General features: G+C 64.0%; 18 protein-coding genes. 13 read left to right on the top strand and 5 right to left on the bottom strand.

Translation table 11 applies throughout. The features are described from left to right. Positions 1-89 precede the first annotated feature (89 nt). Complete coding sequence (locus IB277_RS24315) at positions 90-914, top strand: creatininase family protein (RefSeq protein ID WP_034801818.1); 825 nt, start codon at positions 90-92, stop codon at positions 912-914. Positions 915-971: 57 nt separating this feature from the next. After that, positions 972-2591: an ABC transporter substrate-binding protein gene (locus IB277_RS24310; RefSeq protein WP_082566483.1), complete on the top strand. Its 1620-nt coding sequence runs from the start codon at positions 972-974 to the stop codon at positions 2589-2591. Positions 2592-2952: 361 nt separating this feature from the next. On the opposite strand, the gene IB277_RS24305 is transcribed toward IB277_RS24310, so the two are convergent. From IB277_RS24305 to IB277_RS24295, 3 genes are all read right to left on the bottom strand, one after another. Continuing rightward, positions 2953-3189, bottom strand: a complete 237-nt coding sequence (locus IB277_RS24305; protein ID WP_060609961.1) for an outer membrane protein — start codon at positions 3187-3189, stop codon at positions 2953-2955. Further along, complete coding sequence (locus tag IB277_RS24300; RefSeq protein ID WP_192371977.1) at positions 3147-3563, bottom strand: hypothetical protein; 417 nt, start codon at positions 3561-3563, stop codon at positions 3147-3149. Before IB277_RS24300 ends, IB277_RS24305 begins: the two co-directional genes overlap by 43 nt. A gap of 97 nt (positions 3564-3660) precedes the next feature. Further along, on the bottom strand, positions 3661-4815 hold the full coding sequence (locus tag IB277_RS24295) for an ATP-binding protein (RefSeq protein ID WP_060609955.1): 1155 nt from the start codon (positions 4813-4815) through the stop codon (positions 3661-3663). 398 nt (positions 4816-5213) lie between these two features. Between IB277_RS24295 and IB277_RS24290 the strand changes: the two genes are divergently transcribed. The 6 genes from IB277_RS24290 to IB277_RS24265 all read left to right on the top strand — a co-directional run bounded on the left by IB277_RS24290 (position 5214) and on the right by IB277_RS24265 (position 12517). Further along, positions 5214-6050: a MurR/RpiR family transcriptional regulator gene (locus IB277_RS24290; protein WP_063891251.1), complete on the top strand. Its 837-nt coding sequence runs from the start codon at positions 5214-5216 to the stop codon at positions 6048-6050. A gap of 130 nt (positions 6051-6180) precedes the next feature. Further along, entirely contained in the window at positions 6181-7302 is a 1122-nt protein-coding gene (locus IB277_RS24285) for an ABC transporter substrate-binding protein (RefSeq protein WP_060529786.1), read from the top strand. Positions 7303-7364: 62 nt separating this feature from the next. Further along, positions 7365-9110 carry an iron ABC transporter permease gene (locus IB277_RS24280; RefSeq protein ID WP_060529787.1) on the top strand — a complete coding sequence of 582 codons (1746 nt, stop codon included), beginning with the start codon at positions 7365-7367 and terminating at the stop codon, positions 9108-9110. Beyond that, entirely contained in the window at positions 9107-10207 is a 1101-nt protein-coding gene (locus tag IB277_RS24275) for an ABC transporter ATP-binding protein (protein ID WP_060609950.1), read from the top strand. The genes IB277_RS24280 and IB277_RS24275 overlap by 4 nt, the downstream gene beginning before the upstream one ends. Continuing rightward, positions 10204-10809 carry a histidine phosphatase family protein gene (locus tag IB277_RS24270; RefSeq protein ID WP_034801808.1) on the top strand — a complete coding sequence of 202 codons (606 nt, stop codon included), beginning with the start codon at positions 10204-10206 and terminating at the stop codon, positions 10807-10809. Before IB277_RS24275 ends, IB277_RS24270 begins: the two co-directional genes overlap by 4 nt. A 22-nt stretch (positions 10810-10831) precedes the next feature. Further along, positions 10832-12517, top strand: a complete 1686-nt coding sequence (locus IB277_RS24265) for a Na/Pi cotransporter family protein (RefSeq protein ID WP_192371976.1) — start codon at positions 10832-10834, stop codon at positions 12515-12517. Positions 12518-12549: 32 nt separating this feature from the next. On the opposite strand, the gene pcaQ is transcribed toward IB277_RS24265, so the two are convergent. Next, complete coding sequence (pcaQ, locus tag IB277_RS24260) at positions 12550-13476, bottom strand: pca operon transcription factor PcaQ (RefSeq protein WP_034801846.1); 927 nt, start codon at positions 13474-13476, stop codon at positions 12550-12552. Between the two features lie 93 nt (positions 13477-13569). On the opposite strand from pcaQ, the gene pcaD reads away from it, so the two are divergent. From pcaD to IB277_RS24235, 5 genes are all read left to right on the top strand, one after another. Next, positions 13570-14382, top strand: a complete 813-nt coding sequence (pcaD, locus tag IB277_RS24255; protein WP_060529790.1) for a 3-oxoadipate enol-lactonase — start codon at positions 13570-13572, stop codon at positions 14380-14382. After that, a complete protein-coding gene (gene pcaC, locus IB277_RS24250; RefSeq protein WP_060609944.1) occupies positions 14375-14779 on the top strand; it encodes a 4-carboxymuconolactone decarboxylase in 405 nt (134 codons plus the stop codon). Before pcaD ends, pcaC begins: the two co-directional genes overlap by 8 nt. Positions 14780-14791: 12 nt before the next feature. Beyond that, positions 14792-15541, top strand: a complete 750-nt coding sequence (gene pcaH, locus IB277_RS24245; RefSeq protein WP_060609941.1) for a protocatechuate 3,4-dioxygenase subunit beta — start codon at positions 14792-14794, stop codon at positions 15539-15541. Beyond that, positions 15541-16155: a protocatechuate 3,4-dioxygenase subunit alpha gene (gene pcaG, locus IB277_RS24240; RefSeq protein ID WP_060609939.1), complete on the top strand. Its 615-nt coding sequence runs from the start codon at positions 15541-15543 to the stop codon at positions 16153-16155. The genes pcaH and pcaG overlap by 1 nt, the downstream gene beginning before the upstream one ends. 105 nt (positions 16156-16260) lie before the next feature. Next, positions 16261-17316, top strand: coding sequence for a 3-carboxy-cis,cis-muconate cycloisomerase (locus tag IB277_RS24235; RefSeq protein ID WP_060520905.1), 1056 nt, complete (start codon positions 16261-16263; stop codon positions 17314-17316). Between the two features lie 21 nt (positions 17317-17337). Here IB277_RS24235 and IB277_RS24230 read toward each other — a convergent pair whose 3' ends face one another. Beyond that, a complete protein-coding gene (locus IB277_RS24230) occupies positions 17338-18075 on the bottom strand; it encodes a FadR/GntR family transcriptional regulator (RefSeq protein ID WP_192371975.1) in 738 nt (245 codons plus the stop codon). Positions 18076-18178 lie beyond the last annotated feature (103 nt).

Genomic DNA, 18178 nt, shown 5'->3' with positions numbered 1-18178 from the left:
GCGGGTCGATGCCCGCGGACGCCAGACGGCGCCTGTCGCCGGCGAGGCGGCGAACAGAATTTGCTTTGATGACATGAAAGAGGCCTGACATGACCAAGGAAGTTGAATGGGCGCGCATGACCGCGCCGAGCCTGCGCGAAATTGCCGGCAAACCGGGGGCGCTTGCAATCCTGCCGATCGGCTCGCTGGAGCAGCACGGCCCGCACCTGCCCGTCATCACCGACACCGCGAGCGCATCGGCAGCCGCGATCCGCGCGGCCCGGCTGGTGGCCGACGACATTCCGGTCGCCGTTCTTCCGGGCTTGTGGACTGGCATGAGCGAACATCACCTGCCCTTCGGCGGCACGATCACGCTCGATTACGATACGCTGAGCCGCGTCCTCCGCTGCATCGTCCGCTCGCTGAAGACGCTCGGCTTTCAGCGCCTGTTCATTGTCAATGGTCACGGGGGCAACATGGATCCGCTGGCGGTCGCCGTGCGCGAACTGGCGGTCGAGTTCGCCATGCCGATCGTCGCGACGACGCCGTGGATGCTGGCAACGGAGGAGGCATCAAAGATCTTCGAAGTCGACACCGGCGCCCACCATGCCTGCGAAGGTGAGGCCTCTGTCATGCTGGCGATTGTGCCGGACGCGGTAAAGACCGAGATGTTCGGTCAGGCTTTCGGTAACCAGCAGCACCCGGTCGACGTGCCGGCGGACGTGTCGCGCTTCTATTCCTTCTCCGAGCGCGCGCCGGTTACTGGCACCTGGGGCGATCCGCGCAGCGCAACCGCTGCAAAGGGCGAGCGTTTCCTCGATCTTCAGGCGAGCGAACTGGTGAAGCTGATCCGCAACGACGTGCTCTGGACCACGCCGGATCCGGTCTGGACCCCCGGCCGCGGGCTCGGCACCACGGCCGGCAGGGCCGAATGATCCTTCCGGCGCCATCCGCCGGCACTCGCATTCCATTCCTTTAGGGAGGACAGACCAATGAACGTGAAATTCGCGCGGACGCGCAACACCCTTGTAACGCTCTTCGCTGCCACCATGCTTTCAGGCGCCGCGCTGACGCCGGCCATGGCAAAGACGCTCGTCTATTGCTCGGAAGGCGCGCCGGAAGGCTTCGACGCGGCACTGTACTCGGCTAACAGCACCTGGGACGCGTCGGCCGAGACGGTCTATGACCGCCTCACAGAATTCGAGCCCGGCACCACCAATGTCGTCCCGGGCCTTGCCGAAAGCTGGACCATTTCCGCCGACAATCTCGAATACACGCTGAAACTGCGCGCGGGCGTGAAGTTCCAGACGACGGACGATTTCACGCCGACGCGTGATTTCAATGCAGACGACGTGCTCTTCACCTTCAACCGGCAGATGGACAAGGACGATCCGTGGCATAGCTATTTCGCCGGCGCGAACTGGGAAATGTTCAACGCGATGGAGATGCCGGCGGCAATCAAGGAGATCGTCAAGGTCGATGACAGGACCGTCAAGTTCGTACTGAACCAGCCGGATGCGTCGCTGCCGTCGAAGCTCGCGCTGAACTTCGGCTCGATCGTGTCGAAGGAATATGCCGACAAGCTGGCGGCAGACGGGCGGCGCGAGGACCTCGACCGCAAGCCGGTCGGCACCGGACCGTTCCGCTTTGTCGACTACCAGCAGGACGCGGCGATCCGCTTTGCCGCCAACGCCGACTATTGGGATGGCGCGCCGAAGATCGACAATCTCATCTTCGCGATCACCACCGACCCGACCACTCGCATGCAGAAGCTTCAGGCGGGCGAATGCCATATCGCTCCGTATCCGGCACCGGCCGATATCGCCAAGCTAAAGGCAAATCCGGACCTCAACGTCATGGAGCAACCGGGCCTCAACGTTTCCTATCTGGCGATGAACACCCTGGTGGCGCCATTCGACAAGCTGGAGGTGCGCCGCGCCATCAACATGGCGATCGACCGCAAGGCGATCGTCGAGTCCGTCTATCAGGGCATGGGCCAGATGGCCAAGAGCGTCCTGCCGCCGACGATGTGGGGCTATAACGGCGGGATCGAGGGCTATGGCTACGATCCCGAAGCGGCCAAGAAGGTTCTCGACGAGGCCGGCGTCAAGGATCTGAAGATGAAGATCTGGGCAATGCCCGTCAGCCGCCCCTATATGCCGAATGCCCGCCGCGCCGCGGAACTGATGCAGGCGGATCTTGCCAAGGTCGGCATCGGTGTCGAGATCGTCTCCTACGAATGGGGCGAATACCTCAAGAAGTCGCGGGACAAGGCGCGCGACGGCGCCATCATCCTCGGCGGCACGAGCGACAATGGCGACCCCGACAACCTGCTCAGCTACTTCTTCAGCTGCTCAGGCGTCGGTGGCAGCAACAATGCCAACTGGTGCTACAAGCCGCTGGATGAGATCTTCCAGAAGGCCCGCGCCAGCTCGGACCAGGGCGAGCGGACGAAGCTCTACGAAGAGGCCCAGGCGATCATCAGCGATCAGGCGCCCTGGGTTCCGATCGCACATTCCACCGTCGTGCTGCCGATGTCGAAAAAGGTGAAGAACTACGTGATGGAGCCTCTGGGCTCGCATCGCTTCGACAAGGTCGACATCGAGGAGTAACTCACCCGATCCGGGCTGGGCGCGAGCTCGATTTTCTCGCGTGACTTAGGCGGGCGTTCGTCCCGTCCCGCCCGAGGCGCTGGAGATTTCACTCTCCAGTGGTCCCCGGGGGCGGGTGAACGACCGCGACAATGCCCGGCTGGCGGCGGCCAACGGCAGGGCGTTGATCGGCCTGTTCCAGTGACTACATCTTGCAACTCCCCAGTGTGGAGCGCAGCGGATAAAGAGCCGTGCGCCCTGTACGGAACCGCGGAATACCCGAAGCGAGGAAGTCTGCGCCTGCCGAGGCGCCGCCGGTTGGTGAAGTGTTGCTGCTCGCCCGACCGGTGCTAGGGGGACAGTAGAACCGGGCGTGTCGAGATCAGAAGCGGAAGTTCAGGCCCGTCTTGATCGCGTGATTGACCAGATTGTTCGAGCCCTTCACGCCACCGATCGTGGAGTCCACGCCGTTGAAGCGGGTCTGGGTATATTCGACCTTGCCGGAGATGTTTTCGGTAAATCCCATTTCTGCGCCCGCACCATAGGTCCAGCCCGTGTGCCAGCGATCGCGTGAGGTTACGGTGCCCTTGCCCTCGAAGCGGGCGGTGGTGACGCCCACCGTGCCGTAAAGCAACACGTTGTCGAGTGCGTAGCCCGCCTTGGCCCTGGCGTACCGCTCCAGGTCTGCTGCAAGGCGCCGCCTTTGCCAACCTGGTACTGTAAGCCGCCGGCGCGCGCCGCCTCGATCTCACCACCGACCACGAAATCGCCGAACTGTTGATTGTAGCCGACCTGGACGCCGCCGTTGATCTTGTTCTTGCTGCCCTTCTGGTTCGAGGAGCCGGTGCCGATGTGGCCGCCCGCATAGGCCCCCGTCCAACGATCCACATTGGCAAAGTCGACGCCCGAATTGTTGAAATCAGCGGCCTGTGCGGTCGAAGCGGTTGCGGCAACGTTGAGAGCAAGCGCGGCCGTCTTGAAGTTGAGTGTCATCGATCGTTTCCTTTATTGTCGCGGGCCGGCCCGGCCCGTTCAATGCTATCGGTTTGCCTCATCTGCTTGCAGGTTTCGCGCAGAGTTCATCCGGTTTTCATGGAGAGAGTACGCTTTGCGAGCCTCTGCTCCCGCAGTCTGTCGGCAAGGCGATTTCGAAGGTCATGCCGCCGAACTCGTTTCGCTTCGCGCTGGCCGAACCTCCATGGGCCTCGGCGATCGCGCGAACCACCGACAGGCCGAGACCGCTGCCGCCGCTCGCCCGGGATCGGGAGTCATCCGCGCGCCAGAACCGATCAAACGCGTGCTCGATGTCGACGTCGGACATACCAGGGCCGGAATCCTGGCATTGGAAGATTGCCTCCGAACCTCTCATCTTCGCCACGATGGAGAGCCGGCTTCCGGACGCATAGCGGGTGGCATTGTGCATGATCGCAAGCAAGGCCTGTCGCACTTTGCCGCGATCAAGCATCATCGGCGCCCGACTGAGGTTGAGCGATACCGGCATCCCGGCCTTGTCGAACTCGCCGAGCATCGCGGCTACGGCGGTCTCGACCTCTTCGCCCATGTCGCCTGGCTCCAACCGGAGCTCCAGCCGCCCTACATTCGAGAGCGCCAGGATGCGGAGATCCTCGACGATGCCGGTCAGGTGATCGATCTGACCGATCAAGCCATCGTAAAGCTCGGTGGTTGGCTTGAAGACGCCGTCGCGCATTCCCTGCAGGCGGCCCCGCAGCACCGTCAGCGGCGTTCGCAGCTCATGGGCAATGGCGTTGTTCTGGTACTGCAACTCCTTCTCTGCGTTCTCCAGCAGTTCAGCCATCCGGTTGAAATGGTCGATCACATCGTCGACCTCCCCCAGTCGTCTTGATCGAACGGGCACGCGGGTGGAGAAATTTCCCATCGCGATCGCCTTTGCGGCATCGCGGATGAGCACCAGTGCGTTCACGATCCGGTGGCTGAGGCGACCGCCGATGATCGCAGCGATGATGAGGCTGACGGTGAGCACTGCGGCCATAACCAGGAGCTCGACCAGGGTGACCGGCTCGAGGACCGCGTCGGGGTGCGTCAGATAGAGGACGTACATGTAAATGAACGATCCCGACGTCAGCACCCCAATGGTGGCCGTCACCGCCAGAAACATGTGTTTCGTCAGAAGCCAGCTGAAGCCTCCGATCGCCCATTCCCGTTTCCTGGGACGGCTGCCCGGGGTTGGGCCGAAGGTAAGGTCTGTCGTTTGGGGATCGCTCATGGTGGTTCTCGGAGTTTCTCTGCAATCAGCGGTGCAACCGGCAGGCACAGGATTCGTTGAGGCCGTGTGTGGGTTGCGTGGAGAGAGCGCCGAAATCGGAGGAGCAATCGTTCGAGGGACTTAGCTTGTCCGGCGCAATCACGGCCGGCGGCATCGGTTTGCGGTGCTTTGCAAAGAATCTGTTGGGCAAATGCACAGGTTGCAGGTTGTCCTGCATGGAGCACGCGCAGGTAGGTTTGTTGGGGCGTCTAGCCGGTAACCTGCAGGGCCGGGACCCCATCTACAGACAGGAGGCATCACCCATTGCAGACCCTTGCAAAGATTCTTGCATTGCCATTATTGACGGCACGGAAAATTGCAGGAACGATGGATCCTGCAAATGAACTTGCGGGGACGTCATGACGATACTCGATCGCATTAAGACGCATTCCAGGCGGCTTACCGATGCGGATCAGAAGCTGATCACCACCATGCTGGAAAACCGGGCGGAGGCCGCGTTCCTGTCGGGCCCGCAGCTTTCCCAGCGCGCTTCCGTTCATGAGGCCACCGCCACCCGGCTGGCGCAGAAGCTCGGCTACAAGGGCTTTCCGGACCTTCGCGCGCAGCTGCAGCGCGAGGTGCTGGACGATCAGGACGCGGCCAACCGCATGCGCCGCTCGGTCTCGAAGGTCGAGCATGGCGACTACCTGACCGATCTGATTGCGGCCGAGATCAGCGCGCTCGAAACGCTCGCCCGGTCCGTCGAGCAGACGGATATCGACAGGGCCGCGGACATGATTTTTTCCGCACGTCGCGTCTTCATCTTCGGGCAGGGGCATGCGCAATCCGTGGCCGGCTTCCTGCAGCGTCGCCTCGATCGCTTCGGCATGACCACGATCCAGCTGACGGGGCGCGGCCGGGACATCGCCGAGCGCTTGGTCAGCATGGAGGCAGGCGACCTCATCGTGGCGCTTGCCTTTCGCAAACAGCCGCAAAGCTACGCCCCGCTGATGCGGCATGCGACACGGGTCGGTGCGCCCTCGATCCTCGTTTCCGATCTGGTCGGGCCGCTGATGGAGCCCGCTGCCGATCTGATGCTTGCAGCGCCGAGGGGACGCTCGGGCAGCGAATTTCAGACACCGACGATCCCGTTTGCGATCGTCAACGCCATCGTGCTGACGATCGCCGGCCGCCACCAGGGGCAGGTGATCGGCAGGCTGGAGAAGCTGTCGGAGTTGTTCAACGACTTCGACTAGAGCGCCTGCGTTCACAGGAACGCACAAGGGACGTTCTAATACTTTGATTCTAGAGCATCTTTCCGCCCGCAAGTGATCCCACTTGAAGGCAGAATGCTCTAGCGGGGAACTATAAAGGGAGGAGAACGAAATGCTGAAAAAACTGACCAGTGCCGCACTTGCCGCATGCTTTGCACTGCCATCCTTGACGATGGCGTCCGATCTCGACGGGCTGACGCCGCAGCAACTGCTGCCGCTCGCACAGAAGGAGGGAAGCGTTACAGTCTTCTCGTTGTCGAGCCGCATAGCCAAGATCGAGAAGGCCTTCGAAGAGACCTATCCGGGCATCGACCTCATCGGCCTCGACATGAGTTCGACCAAGCAGATCGCGCGTGTCGAAGCGGAGCAACAGGCCGGCGTGCATGCTGTCGACGTGCTCTATATTGCCGACACACCTGTCGTGTTCACCAAGCTTCTGGAGGGGAAGCGGATCGTGAACTATGTGCCGCCGCGGGTCGCGAACGAACTGGAGGATCGCTACAAGGCGCCGCTCCTGACCCAGCGCCTCTCGACGAAGGTGCTGATGTACAACGAGAAGGCGTTTCCTGATGGTTCGCCCGTCAGTAATCTCTGGCAGCTCACCCAGCCGGAATGGCAGGGAAGGGTGCTGATGGTCGACCCGAGCCAGCGTGGCGAACTTCTCGATCTCCTGACCGAGATCGCGCTGCATCCGGACGAAATGGCCGCCGCCTACAAGGCGCATTTCGGCAAGGATATCGAAGTTGAAGGTGATCTTCAGGGCGCCGGTGAGCAGTTCATCAAGGACCTCTTCGCCAACGACCTGATCCTGGTTCCCAACAGCGACGTGCTCAACAAGTCAGTGGGTGACGTCAACGCCAAGAGCCCGCCGGTCGGTTTCGGCACCTATTCCGACCGTCGTGACAACGAGAAGGAGGGCTGGGCGCTGCAGATCGCCAACAATGTCGAGCCGGCCAACGGCATCCTGTTTCCGGCGGTACTGACGGTCGCCGACAAGGCGCCGCATCCGGCGGCCGCTCGGTTGCTGATCGACTTCATGTTCGGCGACGATACGCCGACCGGCGGGGCGGGCTTCGAGCCCTTCAACGTTCCCGGCGACTACGCGACCCGCAAGACCATCGCCCACCATCCGGACTCGGTGAAGCTCGATGACTTAAAGGCCTGGACGATCGACCCGGCAAAGACGGCCGCCGCGCGCGGGCGCATTGCCGACCTGATCATCACGCTCCAGTAACGGAAACCGTCTGTCGGCACGCTTTTCCAAAAACGCGTGCCGACAGACGCCGAGGCTCTGACATGACATCCCTATCAATATCCGCACCATCGGGCAGCCGGCTGCTCCGATCGGGCTTCCTCTTGCCGGCAATTCTCGTCGCCATCGTCGCGATCCTGGTCGTCGCTCCGCTCTTGCGCATCCTCTTCACGACGCTGACGCCTGAGGGCATCGCGGCCTGGAAGGCCGTGCTCGCCAGCCCGCTCTCGGCCAACCTCTGGTGGCGGCCGCTCCTCAATACCATGATCCTCGGCTTCAGCGTCGGCGCCGGCTGCCTGCTCATCGGCGGCTTCCTTGCCTGGCTTGTGGTGCTGACGGACGTGCCGGGCCGGCGCTTCCTCGGCCTGATGGCGTCGCTGCCCTACATGATCCCGAGCTTTGCCGCAGCCCTTGCCTGGGGCACGCTGTTTCGCAACTCGCGTCTCGGCGGTTCGGCCGGCTTCTTCGAGACCAGCGGCCTTGCCATTCCCGACTGGCTCGCCTGGGGGCTCATCCCGACGGCGATCGTGCTGATCGCGCACTATTATTCGCTCGCCTATACGATCATCGCCGCGGCCTTGAGTTCGGTCGGCGCCGATCTCGTCGAGGCAGGCCAGATGGCCGGCGCCAAGCGCCCGCGCATCTTCTTCGGCATCATCCTGCCGGTGGTCACGCCGGCGCTGATTGCCGCGGCATCGCTGACCTTCGCCGGTGCCGTCGCCAATTTCGCGGCACCCGCTTTGCTCGGCCTGCCGGTGCGGATGCAGACGCTTTCTACCCGTCTCTTCGGCATGATCGAGACCGGGCAGAACGAACGCGGCTTCGTGCTTGCGCTGCTGCTCATTGCAGTGTCGGCACTGTTCCTGTGGCTCTCCGATCGTATCGTCTCCGGTCGCAAGGCCTTCATCACGGTGACCGGCAAAGGCGGGCGGACCAAACGCTTCCCGCTTGGCGCCTGGCGCTGGCCACTCTTTGCCATCGCCGTCATCATCGGGTTTCTGACCACGGTGCTGCCGGTCCTCGTGCTGGCCGCGTCGAGCCTGGCACCGCAGAGCGGCGCGCTGTTTTCCAACTGGACGCTGCACTTCTGGATCGGCGAAGGTGGCGGCGAGATGGCGCAGGGGCAGGCGGGTATCTTCCGCAATCCGGTGCTGATCGACGCGATCTGGAACACGATCCGTCTCGGGCTGGTCGTCGCCTTCACCACGATGCTGCTCGGTCTTGGGCTGGCCTATACCATCGTCCAGCGCCGCGGCAGCCTGCTCGCGACGCTGCTGAGCCAGCTTGCTTTCCTGCCGCTTCTGGTGCCGAGCATCGCCTTTGCCGCGGCCTATATCGCGCTCTTCGGCGCGCCGATCGGGCCGCTGCCTTCGCTCTACGGCACCTTCGCCCTGCTGGTCATCGCGGCATCGGCGCACAATCTGCCCTTTGCCGTGCAGTCGGGGCGGTCGGTGCTGGGCCAGATCTCCGCCGACATCGAGGAAAGCGCCCGGCTGACGGGTGCGGGACTGATCCGTCGCCTGTTCGCGATCATCTTTCCCCTCGCGATCCGGGGCCTCTTTGCCGGCGCGATCCTCGTCTTCGTCAAGATGGTGCGGGATCTCTCGCTGGTCGTGCTGCTGTTCACCGCCACCTCGCCGGTCTTGAGCATGGTCGCCTATCGCTATGCTGCGGAAGGCTTCCTGCAGTTCGCCAATGCCATCACCCTCGTCATCCTCGTCGTCTGCCTGGCTGCCTCCTTCGTGGCCCACAGCCTGCAGAACCGTGTCCAGAAATGGAAAGCACCATGAATGCTTTAGCAACCGGCACTGCGGACGCCATCAAGATCCGCAGCCTCGTCAAACGCTTTGGCGCCTTTACCGCCGTCAAGGACGTCAACATCTCGGTACCGGCGGGGTCCTTTCTCGTGCTCGTCGGCCCCTCGGGTTGCGGCAAGTCGACCCTTCTGCGCATGCTGGCCGGGCTTGAAAGCCCGAGCGAAGGCGAAATCGCCTTCGTCGGGCAGACCGTATCGAGCGGCGCGGGCGGCGTCATTGCCGACGCCGGCAAGCGCAACGCCGGCCTCGTGTTCCAGAGCTATGCGCTCTGGCCGCACATGACGGTCGCCGGCAACATCGCCTGGCCGCTGAAGGTCGCCAGATGGCCGCGCGACAAGCGCGAGCAGCGTGTGCGGGAAGTGCTTTCGCTTCTCGGCATCGACACGCTTGCCGAACGGTATCCGGCCGAGATCTCCGGCGGCCAGCAGCAGCGCGTGGCGATCGCCCGCACGATCGCGCCACAGCCGAGCATTCTTTTGTTCGACGAGCCGCTGTCGAACCTCGATGCCAAGCTGCGCATCGAGATGCGCAGCGAGCTGATGCGCATCCACCGGGCGACGGGGGCGACATCGGTCTACGTCACGCACGACCAGGTCGAGGCGATGACCATGGCGACCCATGTCGCCGTGCTCAACAACGGCCGCGTCGAACAGTTTGGCAAGCCGATCGATCTCCTGCGCAATCCGCAGACCACCTTCGTTGCGACCTTCCTCGGCACGCCGCCGGCAAACCTGATACCGGTGCACCGCGCCGGCGACGGCCTCGTCTTCGGCGATATGGTGCTCGCGCCGGCTTCCGTGGCGGCCGGCCGCGACGATGCGCAACTGCTCTACCGTGCCGAAGACGTCAGCGTCGGCGCGGTCGCCGGAGCAGCGTCGCTTATGGCCCGCTTTGCCGAAGCAGCACCGATCGCGGGCCGAACCATGGTGACCGCCATGGTCGGCGACCTGCGCGTTACGGCCATGGCCGACAGCTACTTCACCGCCACACCGGGGGAGCCGATCCCCCTTTCCTTCATTCGCACCCCCGATGCGGTTTTCGCCGCCACCGGAGAAAGGATCCAACAATGAGGCTCATCCTCATGCGCCACGGCGAAACCCAGTGGAACGCCGAACAACGCCTTCAGGGACAGGACAACTCGCTCCTGTCCGAGCGTGGGGTCGCGCAGGTGAGGCGGTTCCGCCCCTACGCCAAGGCTTTGAAGCCGGTTCGCATTATCGCCTCCGATCTCGGCCGCACCCGGCAGACGGTCGCCCTCATCGGTCACCCGGACGCGCCGACCGACGAGCGCTTCCGCGAATTGGACATGGGCGAATGGACGGGACGGCGCAAGCCGGATCTGATCGCCGAGCGGCCGGAAGAATATGCCGCATGGCGCGCCGGTACGTTCACGCCGGCCAACGGCGAAACCTGGGGCGCCTTTCGCGGCCGCGTGGCCGAAGGTGTGCATGACTGGATGTCGCGCACCGAAGGGGACCTGCTCGTGGTTGCCCATGGCGGCGTGGTGCGCGCCGCCTGCCACGAATTCCTCGATCTTCCCCCGTCGCGCGTCGTCCCCGTCACGCCGGGGACGGCGACCATCCTGCATTTCCCGCGGCGCGGCAGCATGACCGCGCAGCTGGAGGGCTACAACATCGGATCTGTCGCACCCGACGACTTCGTCGCCGACTGATACTTGCGGCGAGGGGCATGAGATGAACTCCGGAACATTCGTTATCCTGGAACTCTTGGGTGGCGTGGCGCTGCCTCTGTGGGGCGTGCGCATGGTGCGCACTGGCGTGATGCGCGGCTGGGGCGACCGGCTGCAGCGCTTTGTCGAAGAACGCCTGTCGAACCGGCTTACCGCCTTCGGTGGCGGGGTCCTTGCGACCGCCGTGCTCGGCAGCGCCACGGCCATGGCGCTGATCGTTGCCGGGCTTGCAGGCGCCGGCGCGATTTCGGCCCGGACCGGGCTCGCCGTCCTGCTTGGGGCGGATATCGGCTCCGCGCTCGTCTCCGGCCTCTTTGCCTCCGGCTCGTCGCTTGCCGGCGTGCTCGCTCCGCTGTTTCTCCTGACCGGATACATCGCATTCAGCGTGTCCGGCGAATTCCGACCGCGTAACGCCGGCCGCATCCTGATGGGCCTCGGGCTGATGCTGATGGCCTTGAAGGTGATCGTGTCGGCGACCGCGCCACTGCGCGAAGCCACGCTTTTCCACGATGTCCTGCAGGCGGTCGCGACGGAGCCCGTGCTTGGCTTCCTCGTCGGTGCAATGCTTGCATGGCTGTTCCACTCGACGCTTGCCGTCATCCTGCTCGTCGCCTCGCTCCTGATGAACGGCAGCCTCGAAGTCGCCGGCGCCGTCCCGCTTATCCTCGGGATCAATTTCGGCGGCGGACTTCCGGCGGTCAGCGCCACGCTCGACCAGCCGCCATCTGCCCGCAAGCTGCCGGTCGCCAATCTCTTCTGCCGCGGGCTTCTGGCCGTGTCGCTGCTGCCCTTCGCGCGGCAGATCGTCGATATTGCCGGCCGTCTACCCACCGATCCGTTGCATGTCGCGGTCGGTCTTCACGTCACCTTCAACCTGGTCGTTGCGGCCGTGTTCCTGCCGCTGTCGTCGTTCGTCGTGAACCTTGTGGAACGGCTTGTCCCGCCAGCGCCGGTCGTTGGCGATCCCTTGACGTCTCCGCGCTATCTCGACAGCATGTCGCTGGAGACGCCGGCAATCGCGCTCAGCAATGCAACGACCGAAACGATCCGCATGAGCGAATTGCTGGAGCGCATGTTCCGGATGGCGCTGACGTCGTTACAGGCCGGCAGGCTCGAAAATCTGAAGGAACTGCTGCCCGTGGATGCACGGCTCGGCAATTACATGGCGTCGGTGCACGCCTATCTCGGACAATTGACACAGGACGGGTTGCCGGCCGGAGAGACGAGCAGAGCCCATGAGATCATGTTGTTTGCGAGCAATCTCGAACATGCGGGCGACGTCATCAAGCTAAGCCTTGCCGATCGCATCAGGGCGAAAATCAAGCAGAACATTCAGTTCACCGTCAGCCAGCGTGCGGCGATCGAGGCGCTCTCGGAGGTGATCGTGGCCTCGTTGCGATTGTTGCCTGCGGCCCTCTCCTCCCGCGACGTCGCGGCCGCATCGCGGCTCGCGGCCCAAAAGGACCGCTTCCGTGAACTCGAAGATGAAATCGTGCGCCGGCATCTCGGCGGCGAGCATGTGGAGACGGCGGCCGGTGCGAGAGACAATGCCCTCTTCATCGACCTCGTGCGCGACCTCCACCGGATCAATTCCGATATCGCAGCCGCCGGTTATCCGCTGGTGCAGGCCGCAGGCCTGTTGAGCAGCAGCCGAATTCTCAACGTCGGAGCGGTTGCCGGTGCGAGATGATCGCAGAGGCGATGTCGATCGGCCAGGCGCTGCTAGAGCTTGGCTGAGACCGCTGTCGCCGCCTCTCGGATAGTCTGCATCAGCAGAGAAAGGGCGAGCGGCGGCACCGCGTCGGCGCGCATGGTCAGGCCAACAGGACCTTTCGTTTCGCTTGTGTCGATCGGCAGGATTGCGATCGTGCCATCGTCGACATCGGCGGCGACGACACCGGCGGAGATGATCCAGATCGCATCGCTCGCCCGCACGAAGGCCCGGCCGAAGGCGTCGGACACTGTCTCGATCTGGTTCGGCAGACTGGCAATACCATTTGTGATCAGGAAGCGCTCGACGAAGGGGCGGATGATCGAGGCGCGTGTCGGCATCAGGACCGGGAAGTCGGCGAGCCGCGCAAAGGTGGAATGGGCGCCGGCAAGCAGCGGATGTCCAGCCCTGACGGCAAAGACCACCTGTTCCGAGTAGAGATGCTCGAAGGAAAAGCCGGTCATCTTTTCCGGTGCCGCAAGCCGCCCGACGACCAGATCGAGATCGCCGACGCGCAGCTGTTCGAGGAGGACTGCATTCTCGCCGGTGACGATCTTGATGCGGGCGCCGGTCTCCTCCTTGAGAAACAGCGTCATGGCGTGCGGCATGATGCGTGTCGAGACGGTCGGCAGCGCTCCGATGCGGACCGGAACGCCGTCGCCGGACCGTTCCTGCGAGACCGAATCGAGCCCTTGCCGAAGCGCCGTCAGCGCCGCACCGGCGTGGCGCAGGAACACCTCGCCATAGCGTGTTATCTTGATGCCGCGCCCGTCGCGCTCGAAGACCGCGACGCCAAGCACCTCTTCGAGTTCGCGGATCGTCTTGGTCACGGCCGGCTGGCTGACATGCAGCAGCTCGGCCGCCTTCATCACGCTCTTCTGCCGGGAGACCTCGACAAATGTCTGTAGATGGCGAAACTTGACCCGGGCGTCGATCATGGAATTCATAACCCTCAAGTTAATGAAATGCCATGAAATATCATTTTACCTAACCAGATTAAATATCCAATTTGGTGGCGGAGGAGAGAGCCCGTGCAGTTTGCCCGTATCAACGACATTACGATCCACTATCAGGTGATCGGCGCCACCGGCGACCGGCCGGTGCTGGTTTTCGCCAATTCGCTCGGCACGGATTTTCGCATCTGGCGCGATGTCATCGTCCGTCTTGCCGGCGATTTTGCCATCGTCCTCTACGACAAACGCGGCCATGGCCTCTCGGATATCGGGCCCACACCCTATGCGATCGAGGACCATGCGAACGACCTTGCCGGCCTGCTCGACATGCTCTCGGTCAAGCAGGCGATCATCTGCGGCCTCTCGGTCGGCGGCCTGATTGCGCAGTCGCTCTACCAGCGACGGCCCGATCTGGTTCGGGCGCTCGTCCTTTGCGACACGGCGCACAAGATCGGCACGGCCGAGACCTGGGCCGCACGCATCGCGGCGGTAGAGGAACACGGCATCGAGGCGATTGCCGATAGCGTGCTCGAGCGCTGGTTCACGCCGGCGTTTCGCCGCCCGGAAAACATCGCCTATGCCGGCTATCGCAACATGCTCGTCCGTCAGCCTGTAACCGGATACGTCGCCACCTGCGCCGCCATCCGCGACGCCGACTATACCGAGGCGGCAGCCCGCATCGCCGTGCCGACGCTTTGCGTCGTCGGCGATCAGGACGGCTCGACGCCGCCGGATGTCGTGCTTGCCACCGCCCGCCTCATTCCCGGTGCGCGCTACGAAGTCATCCGCGATGCCGGTCACATTCCCTGCGTCGAAAACCCGGAAGCCTTGACCGCGGTGCTTCGCGCCTTCTTCGAAATTGCAATGCATGGAGACAGGACCCATGAGTGACGCTTCTGCGCCCTCCGATCGCTATCGCCAGGGCATGGCCACGCGCCGTGCGGTGCTCGGCGACAATCACGTGGATCGGACGCAGTCGGTTTCTACCGAATTCGACCGCCCCTTCCAGGAGCTGATCACCGAAGCGGCGTGGGGCCATGTCTGGTCGCGGCCGACCTGGACGACGCGTGAGCGCTCGATCGTGACGATCGCGTTGCTCGCAGCCCTCGGCCAGGACGACGAGGTTGCTATGCATGTGCGGGCGACCGCCAACACCGGTGCGACCCGCGAGGATATCTGCGAGGCGCTGCTGCACGTGGCGATCTATGCCGGCGTGCCAGCGGCCAACCACGCGATCAAGATCGCCAAGCAGGTCTTTGCCGAGATCGATGCCGGCACGGCGGCCTGACGGGAGGAAGCGATGTCCGACAGAACCAATGGAAAGCCGGAGACGGGCGCCTTTTTCCCACGCGACCGTGGATGGCATGCGCCGGCGCTGACGCCGGGCTACAAGACCTCGGTGCTGCGCTCGCCTCAAAAGGCGCTGCTTTCGTTCGACGGCACGATTTCGGAAATTACCGGCCCGGTCTTCGGGCATTCGGTCGTCGGCGAACTCGACAACGACCTCATCCACAATTTCGCCAAGCCCGGTGAGAGCGCCATTGGCGAACGCATCATCGTGCATGGCCGCGTGCTCGACGAGCGCGGTCGCGCCGTGCCTGGGGCGCTGCTCGAATTCTGGCAGGCCAATGCCGGCGGCCGCTACCGCCACAAGAAGGAAAGCTATCTCGCGCCGCTCGATCCGAACTTCGGCGGCTGCGGCCGCACGATAACCGACGCGGAAGGGGGCTACGCTTTCCGGACGATCAAGCCCGGCCCCTATCCCTGGCCGAACGGCGTCAATGACTGGCGCCCGGCGCATATCCATTTCTCGGTCTTCGGCCATGGTTTCGCGCAGCGGCTGATCACCCAGATGTATTTCGAGGGCGACCCGATGATCTGGAAGTGTCCGATCGTCAACACCATCCCGGACCGCCAGGCGGTAGAACAATTGATCGCCCCGCTCGACTGGGCAAACACCATTCCCTTCGACGCACGGGCCTACAAGTTCGATATCGTGCTGCGGGGACGCCGCTCGACACTGTTCGAGAACCGGCTGGAGGGCAACTGATGGTTCAGCAACTCGGCTACCTCAAGGAGACGCCCTCGCAAACGGCCGGGCCCTACGTGCATATCGGCCTCACCCCGAACTTCTGCGGCATCACCGGCGTCTACGAGGCTGACCTCGGATCGCGGATGGTGAACGCTGAGACGCGTGGCGAGCGCATTACTATCACCGGACGGGTGATCGACGGCGCCGGCGCGCCGTTGAAAGACGCACTCGTCGAGATCTGGCAGGCGGATGCCGCCGGGTTCTACAATTCGCCGACCGAGATACGCGGTGCTGCGGACGCAAACTTCACCGGCTGGGGGCGCTGTGCAACGGGCGCCGAAGACGGGGTCTTTTCCTTCGAGACCATCAAGCCGGGGCAGGTTCCCTACAGCCACGACCGGAGAATGGCGCCGCACATCACCTTCTGGATCGTCGCGCGGGGCATCAACATAGGGCTTCACACCCGCATGTATTTCCCGGACGAGGCGGCAGCCAACGCTGCCGATCCGCTGCTTGCGCGCATCGAACATCGCCATCGCGTCGCGACGCTTGTCGCGACCGGAACGGCGCCTAATTATGTCTTCGACATTCACCTGCAGGGTGAGAAGGAAACGGTCTTCCTCGACATCTGAACAGGAATGTCACGCCTGGACATGGAGTGCCGCATGGGCGGCATTCAGGGCAGCAGGTGGCATTTCGTTCGGCGAGCCGCATCCGCGACCAGAAACGGGGAAATCATGACCTATTCCGCCTTCGACCACCCTTATCTTTCCGGGTTGCTGGGGGATGAGGCGGTTGCCGCCGAGTTCTCGGCTTCCGCCGATATCCATGCGATGCTCGCCTTCGAGGCGGCGCTTGCGCGGGCCGAGGCCGTGCACGGCATCATTCCGGCCAAGGCTGCCGACCGGATCACCGAGGCGTGCCGCGCCTTTTCGCCCGACGTCAGCGCGCTGAGGCGGGCCGTGGCGGCCGACGGGGTGGTTGTTCCGGAACTCGTGCGACAGTTGCGATTGATCGTCGGCGGCGAGGCGGCAGACTATGTGCATTACGGCGCCACCAGCCAGGATGTCATCGACACCAGCCTGATGCTCAGGATGAAGGCGGTGGCCGAGCTTTTCGCCGTCCGGCTCGGCAACATCGTCACGGTGCTCGAGGAGTGCGACAACGAATGGGGCGAGCGCGGACTGATGGGGCGCACCCGTATGCAGGCGGCGATCCCGATCACCGTGTCGGACCGGCTGCGCAGCTGGATCGAGCCGCTGCTCGATCACAAGGACCGGCTGGAAGCCATGGATCGCGATCTCTTCGCCGTCCAGTTCGGCGGCGCCGCCGGGACGCTGGAGAAGCTCGGTGACCGGGCGGACGACGTGCGCGCGACGCTTGCCGAAGAACTCGATCTCGCCGACTTTCCGCAATGGCACAGCCAGCGCTCGGAGGTGGCGGACTTTGCCAATGCCCTGTCGCTGGTCACGGGCAGCCTCGGCAAGTTCGGCCAGGACATCGCCTTGATGGCGCAGCAGGGCGACGAGATCGAGCTTGCGGGTGGCGGCGGATCCTCGGCAATGCCGCACAAGCAGAACCCGGTGGCAGCCGAAGTTCTGGTGGCGCTCGCGCGGTTCAACGCGACCCAGCTTTCCGGCATGCACCATGCGCTGATCCACGAACAGGAGCGTTCCGGCGCCGCCTGGACGCTGGAATGGCTGATCATGCCGCAGATGGCTGGTGCGACGGCGGCAGCGCTTCGTCTGGCTGGCGAACTCGTGGGCAACATACGCCGGCTTGGCCGCGCCTGAGCGGGCTGGTGACGCGATCCCTCAGCGGGCCGCGCGCAACATCGAGCGGTAGCGCACCTGGCTGTTCTTGAGGTGCTGGCGCATGGCGCTGCGCGCCTGCTCCTCGTCTCCATCCTGGATGGCGATGAGGATCGCCTCGTGCTCGGCGATCAATCGCGACAGCTCCGCAGACGCCAGCACGGTTTCCTCGCCGCTCTCCGAAACCGCTCGGCGGGGAATGAGCGCCGTGCCGAGCATCTGCAGGAACTCGCTGAAGCGCGGGTTGTTGGTCGCCTGGGCGATCGCCAGATGGAAGTTGAAGTCGGCCTCCGCCGTCGGCCGCCCCTGCGCGGCGCTCTCGCAGAAACTGTCGAACGCTTCGGCGATCTTTTCTTCCTGGGCCGGCGAACGGCGAAGGGCGGCAAGCGCTGCGGCATCGCCTTCGACGGCGGTCCTCAGTTCCAGCATTTCGATCAGCGAAGAGACGCGCGCAAGATCGATGCCGTGGAACGGCAGCGGGGTCGAAGGCGCAGGCTCCAGCACGAAGACACCGATACCGTGCCGCGCCTCGACAAGCCCGCCGGAGCGCAGCGCCGCGATCGCTTCGCGCACGACCGTGCGGCTCACGCCGAATTCCTGCGTCAGCTGCGCTTCCGAAGGCAGGCGGTCGCCAGGCTTGTAATGCCCGGCGCCGATCTGGCAGCTGAGGGCGTCCGTTACCTTGGCCACCAGCGTCTTGCCTTGAGAGGCGGGGGGGTCGGAGGCGGTGACGTTGCTCATGGGAATGGCCGTTTCTGCGACTTGGGTGCTTTGTGTCTGGATACGCCATTGCCGATCAAGGGCGCAATCCATGGCTGGCTGCAATGCGCGGGAACCAAGGGTG

This window comes from Ensifer sp. ENS07 (genome assembly GCF_014852185.1).
Taxonomy (GTDB): domain Bacteria; phylum Pseudomonadota; class Alphaproteobacteria; order Rhizobiales; family Rhizobiaceae; genus Ensifer; species Ensifer adhaerens.
Note: the sequence above shows the minus strand (reverse complement) of the source record. Positions and strands in the feature narration are given on the sequence as shown.